The 12,946-nt window shown below is 54.5% G+C and carries 6 protein-coding genes; 4 read left to right on the top strand and 2 right to left on the bottom strand.

The features are described 5' to 3' along the window. The coding region (locus tag AAHB90_RS26970) for a RagB/SusD family nutrient uptake outer membrane protein (protein ID WP_342088346.1) at positions 1–1,793 on the top strand (1,793 nt) is incomplete at its 5' end. Positions 1,794–1,999: 206 nt separating this feature from the next. Here AAHB90_RS26970 and rsgA read toward each other — a convergent pair. Beyond that, complete coding sequence (rsgA, locus tag AAHB90_RS26965) at positions 2,000–3,148, bottom strand: ribosome small subunit-dependent GTPase A (RefSeq protein ID WP_342088345.1); 1,149 nt, start codon at positions 3,146–3,148, stop codon at positions 2,000–2,002. Between the two features lie 966 nt (positions 3,149–4,114). Further along, positions 4,115–5,440 carry a hypothetical protein gene (locus AAHB90_RS26960; RefSeq protein WP_342088344.1) on the bottom strand — a complete coding sequence of 442 codons (1,326 nt, stop codon included), beginning with the start codon at positions 5,438–5,440 and terminating at the stop codon, positions 4,115–4,117. A gap of 180 nt (positions 5,441–5,620) precedes the next feature. Here AAHB90_RS26960 and AAHB90_RS26955 point away from each other — a divergent pair, with 180 nt between their 5' ends. The 3 genes from AAHB90_RS26955 (at position 5,621) to AAHB90_RS26945 (ending at position 12,926) form a co-directional block, all read left to right on the top strand. Next, positions 5,621–8,680, top strand: a complete 3,060-nt coding sequence (locus AAHB90_RS26955) for a SusC/RagA family TonB-linked outer membrane protein (RefSeq protein WP_342088342.1) — start codon at positions 5,621–5,623, stop codon at positions 8,678–8,680. 24 nt (positions 8,681–8,704) lie between these two features. Next, a complete protein-coding gene (locus AAHB90_RS26950) occupies positions 8,705–10,375 on the top strand; it encodes a RagB/SusD family nutrient uptake outer membrane protein (protein ID WP_342088341.1) in 1,671 nt (556 codons plus the stop codon). A gap of 73 nt (positions 10,376–10,448) precedes the next feature. Beyond that, positions 10,449–12,926, top strand: coding sequence for a hypothetical protein (locus tag AAHB90_RS26945; RefSeq protein ID WP_446717934.1), 2,478 nt, complete (start codon positions 10,449–10,451; stop codon positions 12,924–12,926). The last annotated feature ends 20 nt before the right edge of the window (positions 12,927–12,946 follow it).

The following is a 12,946-nucleotide window of genomic DNA, read 5'->3' as shown; positions in this document are numbered from 1 at the left end:
TCGAACCAATGAAAAAAATAAAATATACAATTTCGCTCGCGCTGCTGGCCATCGGCCTTTGCACGACTTCCTGCAATGAGGACTTTTTGGAGAACGATATCAAAAGCCGGTTGACCGACGAAATGCAATGGTCGTCGGAAGGCAATGCGGACCTGTTCCTGAACGACATCTACGCCGTACTCTCCAACAAATGGAACTCGCCGGACAACCTCGACAATTTCACCGATGACAACGACGCGGGTTTCTACTGGAAATCCTATTCCTGGCGGCAGGGCATTGTGGACCCCGCCGTAAACAACGGTACGCCGATGGACCATGCGAATGGCAATGCTACGGATTACGCGTCATGGGCGGCTGCTTTCCTTAAAATCCGGAAATGCAATCTTTTTATCGAGAAAGTGACCGAAAACTCGGCCAATTTCTCGGAGGCCTACCGTAAAAAGCGCATCGACGAGGTGCGGTTTATGCGGGCCTACTATTACAGCGAGCTGTTCATGCACCTGGGCGGTCTGCCGATCATCACGGAGGTGCTCGACCGCAACACGATGGGCGAAGAGGAGCTTTACCGCACGCGCGCCACATTCGAGGAAACATTCAATTTCATCACCAAGGAATTGGCTGAAATCGTGGCCAACAAGGCATTGCCTGTCAAGTACAGCAACGGCGACGCCGATGCCGGTCGCGCAACGCTCGGTGCGGCGCTCGCGCTGAAAGGCTGGCTGGAATTGTACGCTGCAAGTCCGGCATTTAATGCGGCTACACCGGCGGCGGGGGCAGATCCCAACAAGCTCGTGGGTTTCGGCAATTTTGATGCCAAACGCTGGGCCACAGCCGCGGCCACCAACAAGCAATTCATTGATACTTATGGTGGTACTTATGCTTTGTTCCCCGACATTAACGCATTCTGGTGGGAGAAAAACGAGTATAACTCCGAGGTGATCTGGGACCGCCAGGTAGTAGCCGTGATCATGGGCTCCAACTACGAACAGTACGGTGGCCCGGTGTGGATCGACGGCGTATATTACACCTGGGGTAACTACTGTCCGACGCAGGAGCTTGTAGACCAGTTTGCGATGGCGAATGGCAAACCCATTGCTGACCCGACTTCCGGCTATGATCCGCAAAACCCGTATAAAAACCGGGAAAAGCGCTTTTACGACTTCATTGTTTACGACGGCGCGCCTTATAAGCAGGACTGGATGGCCAAAACCGATACCATCTACACCCGTATTGATAAGGTAAGGCCTTCCAAAAATCAGATCGATTTCGGTACCGACGACGTGGGTAATACCGGTTATTATTTCAAAAAGAAAATCAATCCATTGAAGCCACGCGGAGGCGCCGCCAGCGGGCAAAACTATGTGTATTACCGCTATGCAGAGGTTTTGTTGAACTACGCCGAAGCTCAAAACGAGGCTGCCGGCCCGGATGCTTCGGTATACTCGGCCATCAACGCGATCCGCAAACGTTCGAATCTGCCTGAATTACCTGCCGGTCTGACGAAGGAGACAATGCGCCAGGCAATCCGCCGCGAGCGCCGGGTGGAGCTGTGTTTTGAAGCCAAAAGGTTCTATGACATTGTCCGCTGGGTAATTGCCGAAGACGTCATGAACAAGGATTTTCACGGCATGAAAATTACGAACACCTCGCCCAATGATAACAAAGGCAAATGGGTGTACGAAGTCGTCGGCCTGAACCACCCGCACGTTTTCACGAAGAAAATGTACATGAACCCGGTGCCGCAACCGGTGGTGGACCAGAACAAAAAGATCGTTCAAAATCCCGGATATTAAAGTTTCAATTCAGCCCCGGCAGCCTTATCGCGCCGGGGCTTTTTACTGATCGCTTGCCTTCATCAATGCCGTTCACTAGGTGATTTCATCAAAACTCATTAGACAACCTAGGTACGATACTTTTTAACCCTGTCCGGTCTCCGGACATGATTTCATTGTAGTTTGAGTAAAGAGAGGGGCGGCATGTTCCTCTTTTTCTTTTTAACCTAATATTTCCGCTGCTTCCGGTGTTGGACTACCTGCTTGGCTATCCGTCCAAACTGCCGCTCGGTCCGCTTGCGTTCGATCGAATCGGTCTGATAATGTGCCTGTTCGCGACTGATTTTTAGATAACTATCATAAACCTCCTGCGGGAGCTCGCCTTTACGCACAGCCGCAACCACCGCACATCCGGGCTCATGCTGGTGCGTGCAATCGTGAAACCGGCATTCTGCCGAAAGCGAGGCCAGTAATGGGTGGTAGTTCAGGCTGTGATCGTCCGTTTCGAGCGTGACACCAAACTCGCGCATGCCCGGCGAATCGATCAGCATCGCGCCGGACGGCAGTAGTACCAGGTTCCGTGAAACAGTAGTATGCTTTCCTTTTTGGTTAAAATCGCTGACTGCGCCTTCTTCCTGCAAACGAAATCCCAGCAGCGCGTTGACGAGCGTGCTTTTACCCACACCCGAAGAACCGACCAGGACATAGGTATGGCCGGGCCGCAAATGTTCCGCAGCCCATTCTTGCAAGCCTTCCTGCCCGGTGGCGTTCAGCAACAGCACCGGGCAGTTGTAGCCCAATGCCATCACTTCGTCGCGGTAACGCTCCGGATGATCGACCAGGTCTTGTTTGTTCAGCAGCACCACGGGCCGGATATTGCACTGCATGATTTGAACGATGTACCGCTGCAAGCGCATCGGGTTAAAATCGCGATCAAGGCCCTGCACGATGAACGCCGTATCGATATTGGTCGCGATTACCTGTTTTTCGATGCTTCGCCCTGGCAATTTGCGGCTGAGCTCATTCACCCGCGGCAGCACGGCAATGATAATGCCCTCCTGGTCGTAGGCTTTGAAAGCCACCCAGTCGCCGACTTTGGGCAGGTCCCAATTGTCGGCGCCGTTCATCAAAGCGCCCGAAAGTGTAGCGTCGACGGGCCCGGTTTCGGTCGCTAATTTATGCCGGAAGCCTTCGATCGCCGTCACGCGTGCGGCTTCGAGTCCTTGTGCCTGGTAAGTATGGAAATATTGTTCAAAATGGGTATTCCACCCGAATGAAGTCAAAGATGTCATGGTTGTAAAAGTCTGAGCTATGGGCAGCACATCGCCTGTCCGCGCGCATAGCGTGGCGCGCATAGCGTGGAAAAATGTGATCAAAGCAGGGGAATTTCGCGGGTCCGGAAGTGAAAGTAATTCAGAGGACCAGCGTCAGGCTGCAATGTCAGCAGATGGGCGATATGTAGTTTCAGACCTTGACATATTGGGCACAAAGATAATGAAAAATCCGAACATCCGCCCCGCCGGAGCGCGGCTCGCTGTTTAGGGGAATCGCGCTCCGGTATTATACCAAATGCGCTCCGCCCCCCATTGTGGCCACAGCGCGGCCCCCTGTTTGTAGGACGTGGTATTTGGAAGACGATCAATGGCTCCGTAGGTGCCTCCTTGCATGAACAGGCGGCACCTACGGAGCCTGGATGCCAATTACATCATTTTTTTGCTACAAACAGGAGGCCCCGCCGGGGCCGGGATGTCGGTTACATCATTTTGCTACAAACAGGCGGCCCCGCCGGGGCCTAAATACCGGTGGAGCGTGGATAGGAGGAAGAGGGCCGGAAACGACGTTATACCAATACGCTCCGTTTCTCTCATTGTGGCCGCAGCGCGGCCCCCTGTTTGTAGGAGGTGGGCTCCGTAGGTGCCTCCTTGCATGAACAGGCGGCACCTACGGAGCCTGGATGCCAATTGCATCATTTTTTTGCTACAAACAGGAGGCCCCGCTGGGGCCGGGATGTCGGTTACATCATTTTGCTACAAACAGGCGGCCCCGCCGGGGCCGAAATACCGGTGGAGCGTGGATAGGAGGAAGAGGGCCGGAAACGACGTTATACCAATACGCTCCGTTTCTCTCATTGTGGCCGCAGCGCGGCCCCCTGTTTGTAGGACGTGGTATTTGGAAAACGATCGATGGCTCCGTAGGTGCCGCTTAGCATGAACAGGCGGCACCTACGGAGCCTGGATGCCAGTTGCATCATTCTTTTTTGCTACAAACAGAAGGCCCCGCCGGGGCCTAAATATCAGGGAAGCGTGGATAGGAGGAAGAGGATCGGAAACGGCTGAATTATCCTAAAAATTCCCAGCAAACTCTTTCCCCGTTTTTAAATCCCGCATTTGCACCGACCGCACGGTACCGATGCCCGCGAACATAATGTCCAGCCCGTAAATGTGCCGCAGCGGCTTATGGTAGGCGCCTGTAAATGCTTCCTTCCCATTGATCTGTAATGTCGCCCGGCGGTTCACGACTTTTATACGGATCGTGCCGCCGGTGGTGAGGTCTGCGCCCAGGAAGCTGAGGCCGTCCGAGCGGCCGTCTTTTTGTAAATTGGAAAATTGCAGTTTGCTCCAATGAATGCAGCCCGGCTTCATGATGTCGACCATGTGGCTGGAAGAGTCGCCGTATAGGGTTAGCCGTACCTGCGAACAGCGGACGCCCGGGCGTGGAAGAGAGGTTTTGACGTCGATCAACAGCTCAAAGTTATCGCCATCGATGCCGGTGGGATAGCTGTTTTTAAAATAAACAAAAAATGTACGGCTGGTATCGACGCCCGAGCGGGCTATTTCGCTGGAAGTAATGCTGTTATAACCATTTTTGAATAGTGACGGTGCGTCGATCGGGTATACCCGCGTGGTATCGTGCATCATGGTCGCGGTGGCGGTCCAGCCGTTGGTATGCAGGTACACGGGCACCGTGTCGAGGGTAATGCCGCGTCGCTGCAACGTGGCGTAATAGCGGCCCGGAATTTCGTAATAATGCGTGTAAACGCTGTCTTCATCGTTCAAATGCGCTTTGGATTCACCATCTCCGAAATCGAGTTCGTATCCGTCGGCAAGTTGTGCGGGATCGTCAAAGCCGCGGAGCACGAATATGGCGGAATGGGGATTATCACCTTCGGGATTTTTACAAAACAAGCTGATAACCGCCTTTTCACCTCGCCAATACACAACGCCCTGCCATGCCAGTAAGAGCGTGATCACCAATGCAAATGTGGCCGGAAGCACGCGGCGGAAACTATTTTTCCGCTGTGGCACCGCCGGACGTACCGCCGTTTCCGGTACTTCACGCACATCCGCGTGCACAGGCTGCGCGACCACCGGTTCCGGCCGGATCTGACCAAACGTATTCCAATCCACAAATCCCACATAACGCGCAAGTGCATCGCGCGTGGCCTTCTGCGGATAGTACCGTGCATCGGTTTTAATCTTCCCAAAAATCCTTTTCAGCGTATTCGGGCTGATCTGTACGTGCGTCTTTTTATAAAGGATGTTGCTAAGCCTGATGAAGTCGCCATTTGTCCATTCAGCACTGTCGGGTTTGCCGTAGGTGTCGGCAACCAGTTGGCAACAGCGATCGAGGAGGTCTAAAGAGCTCGCTTTGTCTTGTCCATTCTCCATGATATTCATGCAATAAGCTTCTGTATGTCAGCTTTTTAGGTTGTCCATAATTTTGGATAGCGAACTGGCTAAGCGTATTTGAAAATCACCGTAATGTCCAATTTTATATTTGCTAACTCAAATTTTAAACTGTGCCACTCAGGGCCCTGAACAGCACGAAACCCTAAATATTGGAAAAATATGCGACAAAAAATTCTACTTGGCTGCGTTCTGCTTTTTGGCTCGCTTGGCCCGTTGGCAGCGCAGGTACGCCAGCTCACGGGAAAGGTGACCGGAGAGGGCGCGAGTGAACTGCCGGGCGTCAGTATCGTGGTCAAAGGCACCCAGCGCGGGACGGTAACGGACGCGAATGGCGACTACTCAATTCCCTTGCCGGCTGGCGAAACCGTCACACTCACCTTTTCTTTTCTCGGTTATCAAAGCCAGGATATTGTACCAGGAGCGCAAACCAGGCTTGACGTTTCGCTCAAACTGAGCGATAACGCACTTTCCGAAGTGGTGGTAGTGGGCTACGGTACCCAGCGCAAAAAGGACCTCACCGGCGCCATTTCGTCCATAGGCGCACGGGATGTGGGCGGGCGGCAGACCTTACAGGTGTCCGACGCATTACAGGGCAGTGTGGCAGGCGTATCGGTAACCCGCAGCAGCGGCGCGCCGGGCTCGGGTTCCAGCATTCTCATCCGGGGCATTACCACCATCGGTACCAATAGTCCGTTGGTCATTGTCGACGGCGTGCCCGTGGCGAGCATTGATAATGTGAATCCGGGCGATGTGGAGAACATTACGGTGCTCAAAGACGCGGCCTCTGCGGCGATCTATGGCTCGCGCGGGGCGGCAGGCGTAATCCTGGTGACTACTAAACGCGCCAAAAGCGGGCAGGGGAGCCTTGAATATACCTACGAACACGGCGTGCAGCGCGCCACAGCCACACCGAAATATGTGGGCGTACAGGATTATATGCGGTATTTCAACGAGCAGGCTGTCAACGACGGTGCCACCGCCGGGCCATTTGCCGATGCGTACGTCGCTTCTTATCTCGATAGCAACCGGGTAAATCCCGACCGTTTCCCGAACACCGACTGGCAGAAAGCGATCCTCACCCGCAAGAGTGCCCCGCGCCAGCGCCACGACCTGGTTTTCACGATCGGAACGGGCAAGATCAAAACAAAGGCCTCGCTGGGCTACGCGAGTTCCGGTGCATTCTATGATAACCGTTCGTACGATCGCTACCTGTTCCGGGTGAATAACGATATGCAGGTGAACGACAAGATCAGCGTAAACCTCGATGTTTTTTACAAACGCACCGCCAACAAAGGCAGTGCCAACGAGCTTCCCAACAGCACGTACAACCCCATTTACGAAGCGCGGATCATGCCGTCGATTTATGATGATGTGTATGAAAACGGCAAGCTCGCAGTGGGTAAGGATGGCCGTAACCCGCTGGCGCAGCTTCGCGAGGGCGGCTTTACGAGACAGCTTTACAACCAGCTCGGCGGTAGGATGCAATTCAACTACAAACCCGTAAACGGCCTCACGCTCACGGCATTGGTAGCGCCGGTGTTTGATCTGGACAAAACCAAATACTTCTCCAAACAGATCCGCTTTACCAATCCCGACGGCACCGTGGGCACGGTCGTGAACCAGGCGCGGACGGTTCTCAACGAGGGCCGCTCGGAAGGTATGACGATCAATGGACAGTTTCTGGCCAATTACGCGCGGGAATTTAACTCCATGCATACTATTGATATTCTGGCGGGTTTTGAGGAAAACTACCGCTCACAGGAATCACTCGGCGCATCGCGCAGCGGGTTTGCATTGACGGGATTTCCCTACCTCAATTCGGGTTCGACGGAGCTGCGTGACAACTCCGGCAGTGCGAACGAATCGGGCCTGCATTCGTTTTTCGGCCGGTTGCAGTACAATTTTAAGAGCAAATATTTTATCCAGGGAAACCTGCGATCTGACCTTTCTTCGCGGTTCGCAGCTCAGTATAGGAAGGCTGTTTACCCGTCAGTCTCCGCAGGTTGGACGATTTCCGAAGAGCGGTTTCTCAAAAATAACCACTGGTTATCGTTCCTGAAACTCCGCGGTTCGTGGGGCGAGGCGGGCAATGAGCGCCTGCTCGATAAGGATGGTAACCCGGCCTATTATCCCTACATGGCCACCATCGATTTCTCAACGGCATTATTTTACCAAAATGGGGGCGTTGTACCGCTCACCGGCGGCGCGCAGCAGGTGTACGCGGTGGAGAATATCAGCTGGGAAACCAGCCGGACAGCCGACATTGGCCTCGACGCTTCGTTCCTGAACGACCGGCTCACGTTGGCAGCGGATTATTACAAAAAGACGACCACGAATATCCTCCTGCCGCTCGACATCCCGCTCTACCTCGGTTATGACAAACCCAACCAGAACGCCGGAACGCTTAATGTGAAGGGCTGGGAGCTGGAACTGGCCTGGCGCGACCGCATTAACAAGCTGAACTACTCCGTTTCGGCCAACCTGTCCGATGCCAAATCGACCGTTGGCGATTTGAAAGGGACCGAATTCCGCGGCGATCAGATCGTGCGCAACGGCAGCGAGTATAATGAGTGGTTTGGGTATGTTTCAAATGGGTTATTCCAAACGGTGGACGAAATCAAAGGAGCGCCGGTGCTGAATGTGACTACAAAACCGGGAGATGTGCGCTATGTGGATATCAGTCAGGACGGCAAGATCACGACTGACGATAAGGTGCTGCTTGGAGGCGCATTGCCGCGCTATCTCTACGGTGGCAATTTACGTGCTGATTATGAGGGGCTTGATGTGGTTATTACTTTCCAGGGCGTTGCCAAAAAGTTGGCGCGGCTCAGCTCGGAAGTGACACAGCCTTTTGCAGAAGCATTCGGTAATATGCCCGCCGAAATGGTCGGGAAATTTTGGAGTAACAACAATACGGCCGATCAGAACCTGAAAGCGGCCTATCCGAGGCTTTCCCGCACCTCGAATGCTGCCAATTATGCGCTCTCGGATTACTGGCTGCTGAGCGGGGCTTATTTCCGTTTGAAAAACATCACTTTGGGATACACCCTGAAACAGGATGCGCTGAAAAAGACGGGTGTACAGTCGCTGCGGCTGTACCTGTCGGCCAACGATGTATTCTCGCTCAGCAAGTTCCCCAAGTATCTCGACCCGGAATCGGGAAGCTATTCGTACCCGATCGTAGCCACCTTAATGGCCGGTGCCACCATCCGGTTTTAGAAACCCTTTTTTGACCGATAACACATGAAAAAGACCCTATTTATATTGATCCTGGCGGGCGCGACCAGCTGCCATACCCTCGATCTGAACCCGCTTTCCGAAGCCTCGACCGGCACATTTTATTCCAATCAGACCGAGCTCGAACTGGCTGTGAACGACCTGTACCGGCTCGCATTCTGGGGCAACGATAATGAGCTGTTCAGCGATAACGAATGGCACCGCGGGCAGCTTACCAACGCCGTGATAGGCGGCACGATGAACGCCGACGACGCCAACGTGCAAACCTTTTGGCTTAATTCCTACAAAGCTATAGCGCGCGTCAACTCGTTTCTGGCCAACAAGGAACGCGCCGCTGCCAATACCCCGGCAGCCGTTATGTTGCGCCTGGAAGCGGAAATGCGGCTGATCCGCGCCTACCAGTATTCGCGGCTGATCACGCATTTCGGCGACGTCCCGCTGCTTACCGAGCCCATTGCACTCGAAGAATCCTACGACGTGGCCCGTAAAAACCAGGCCGAGGTCCTGCAATTCGTCTTCGACGAACTCGATTTTGCCGCTGCTAACCTGCCCGTTTCTTACGGCGCTTCGGAAACAAAACGGCTGACGAAAGGTGCGGCGCTGGCGATCAAAGCCCGCACAGCCTTGTACACGGGCAAATGGGCGCTCGCCCGCGACGCTTCCAAAGCGGTGATGGATTTGGGCGTCTATGCATTGCACGCAAGCTATCCGCAACTATTTCTGAAAGCCGGGGAAACCAGTAAGGAAATTATCATTAGCGTGCCCAGGGATGAAAAGCAGCAGGTTTTCAATGGCGCGGGTTATGTGCAGGACAACATCTCGCGTAATGCGGGCGGGTTCGGTGCGCAGCTGCCCACGCGTGACATGATGGACGCCTACGAATGCACGGACGGGAAGCCGATCGACGAATCGGCATTGTATGATCCCAAAACGCCTTTCAAAAACCGTGACCCGCGGCTGACCGCGACGATTGTGGAGTTCAACACGCAATGGCTCGGCTATAATTACATGCCGCACCCGGATTCCCTAACGGTGTTCAGCTCGAAAGAAAATCGCCGTGTTCCCAACAAAGACACCCGCGCCGTGGCCGCATTTGCCAGCTTCACAGGCCTGCTTTGGAAAAAAGGGATCGACCAGACCTGGCCCGAACGCCTCGTGGAGGACAACGACGCCATTGTCATCCGTTACGCAGAAATGCTCATGACGTACGCAGAGGCCAAAATGGAGCTTGGGGAGATCGACGGAAGCGTTTTGAACGCTGTTAACCAGATCAGGGCGAGGGCGTATGGCTTGAGTGCTGAGCAAACGAATGCGTATCCGGCCATTACCACTACCAACGCCGCTGCATTCCGCAAAGCATTGCGCCGGGAGCGCCGCGTGGAGTTCCCGCGTGAGGGGTTGCGCTATATGGACCTCATTCGCTGGAAACTCGCCGAGAAAGTTTTATCGACACCGGTGATAGGCCTGCCAGACCCCGCCGCGCAAAACCGCGCAAAATGGCCCTTTCCCGGTGTGACGCCGCTGGATGAGGACGGGGTGGCAGATTACTCCGGGTTCGGCACCGATGTGAAAGTGCTTTCCCAGCGTAATTTCGACAAATCCCGGCAATATCTCTGGCCCATCCCGGCAGTGGAGCGGCGTGTGAACCCAAACATTACCCAGAATGCCGGATATTAATTTTCACTTTCCCGTGAGGCAGTTAATAATGCGGGATATAATCCTTTTGATTTTCAGAACAATGACTTTTTCGATGAACAAAAATCGTGTGTGGGCATTACTGGCCGCATCGGTGATGGGACTACACCAACCGAGTGCCGCCCAAAAGCCTAATTATCGTTCATATAGCGGCGTTTACCCGCATTTGGCCATGTATAACAATGAGGGGGAATGCGGTACCGGCGTGGTGGTGCCCTGGGCGGGGAAGCTCTGGGCGGTAACCTACGGCCCGCATTTGCCCTTCGGATCTTCGGATAAGCTGTATGAGGTTAGCGCCGACCTGAAACAGACCGTCCGCCCGGAAAGCATTGGCGGTACACCTGCCAACCGAATGGTCCACCGGGAAAGTAACCAGCTTTTTATCGGGCCATACGCGATCGATAGCGAAGGCAAGGTGCGCACGATTCCTTACAAAGCAATGCCGGGAAGGCATACAGGCAATGCGCGCCACTTGACCGATCCCGCCGGGAGAATCCTTTACGGTACCATGGAAGAGGGCTTTTATGAAGTGGACGTAAAAACGCTCGTCCCCAAAATGCTTTACGAAGATGGTAACGTCGACCACAACAAGGAGGCCAATAAGGCTATCTACCAGACGAAAGGGCTATTGCCGGGCACGCATGGAAAGGGCTTTTATTCGGGCCAGGGCGTGGCGGTGTATTCCAACAATGGAGAGCCGGGCCAGCAGGCCGAAAAACAGTTCGATATCGAGTCGGGTTCACTGTCCGAATGGGACGGGAAGAACTGGAAGGTTATCCGCCGCAACCAGTTTGTGGAGGTTACCGGGCCGGGCGGGATTTACGGCAACAAAAATCCGGCTACCGACCCGATCTGGGCTACCGGCTGGGATCACAAATCAGTTTTACTCGGCGTGCGCGACCATGGAAAATGGACTTTTTACCGCCTGCCCAAGACCAGCCACGCCTACGACGGTGCCCACGGCTGGAATACCGAATGGCCACGCATTCGTGACGTTGGTACGCCACAACAGGCCGATTACCTGATGACCATGCACGGCATGTTCTGGAAATTTCCGGGGCAGTTCAATTCGCAGAACAGTGCCGGACTCCGCCCGCGCTCGGCTTACCTGAAAGTGATCGGCGATTTTACCCGGTGGAACGAGCGCCTCGTTTTCGGCTGCGACGATTCGGCCCAGCGTGAGTTTTTGAACAAACGCAAAGCCAAGGGTGGGATAGAAGGTCCCGGACAATCCAATTCCAATCTTTGGTTTACACCCCTTAACCAGCCCGACCAGCTTGGCCCGAACTCCGCAGAAGGCTCCGTCTGGCTTAATGAGACCCTGAAAGCCGGTGAAAATTCGGAACCGTTCCTGTTCGCAGGTTGGGCATATCGCGCCGCGTGGGTATGCAATGAGGGAAACAGTGAAACGGGTTTTGTTTTTGAGGTAGATAAAAAAGGTGACGGCAAATGGGCAGTGCTGAAAACGGTGAAAGTAGGGGCAAATTCCTCGGAGAACGTGGCTTTTGGGGCCGCCGAATTGGGAGAATGGGTCCGCGTCCGCCCCGAAAAGGCTACCCGTGCTACGGTTCACTTTGCCTATGCTTCCGACGACAAACGGGAGAACGCCCCGAACGCGATTTTTAAAGGACTCAGCAATGCCCATGCGCCCGAGAGCCACGGCGGGCTGCTGTATGGCCTGGGCGAAAACCGGCGGGTGCTAGGCATTGCGGCGACGGATTTCAGCGGCGTAACACCCGCCGACCGGGGCTACTACGAGCTGGATGGTAATATGAAGCTCACCCGCCGCGACGACGCTAAAATGCACGCTTTCATTCAAAAGAAATTTGCCATACCCAGGCAGGTGGTGACCATAGAAGCCTCCTCCGTGCTCGTGGTCGACGATAAGGGCCGCCGCTGGCGCTTACCGTTGGGTAATGAAGCTTTCACCGGGCTCACCAACCAGGCGGCATTACGCATATGCCGCGAGGTGGCGACCGAGCGCGATCTTTTCAATTGCCACGGCACATTTTACGAGCTTCCCGCCGAGAATGCCGATGGTTATGCCAAAATCCGGCCTGTTTCGTCGCACAACCTGCGCATTCACGACTACGCCTCCTATCGCGGACTGCTGGTCATGACGGGTATCGACGCCCGATCGATGGTCAACAGCGACCACATCATTGTTTCCGACGATAAAAAGGCGGCAGTATGGGCCGGGGCGATCGATGACCTGTGGAAACTCGGCAAACCAACCGGCCATGGCGGCCCGTGGAAAGATACCCGGGCGAATGCAGGCGAAAGCTCGGACCCTTACCTGATTGGTTTTTACGACAAAAAGAACCTGAAATTGTCGCACGACGCCAAAGAGGCCGTAACCTTTACGCTCGAGGCGGATCCCGTCGGCAACGGACCCTGGATGACCTACAAAACGTTCACCGTCAGCCCGGGACAGACCGTTTCATTTGCATTCCCAACCGGGTTTTCAGCCCGCTGGATCAGGTTTAAAACCGATAAATCATGCAAAGCTACCACCTGGCTCGACTACCAATGACCTGGAATTTCGTGTAAACA

This window comes from Dyadobacter sp. OTU695 (assembly GCF_038440355.1).
Lineage (GTDB): Bacteria > Bacteroidota > Bacteroidia > Cytophagales > Spirosomataceae > Dyadobacter.
Note: the sequence above shows the minus strand (reverse complement) of the source record. Positions and strands in the feature narration are given on the sequence as shown.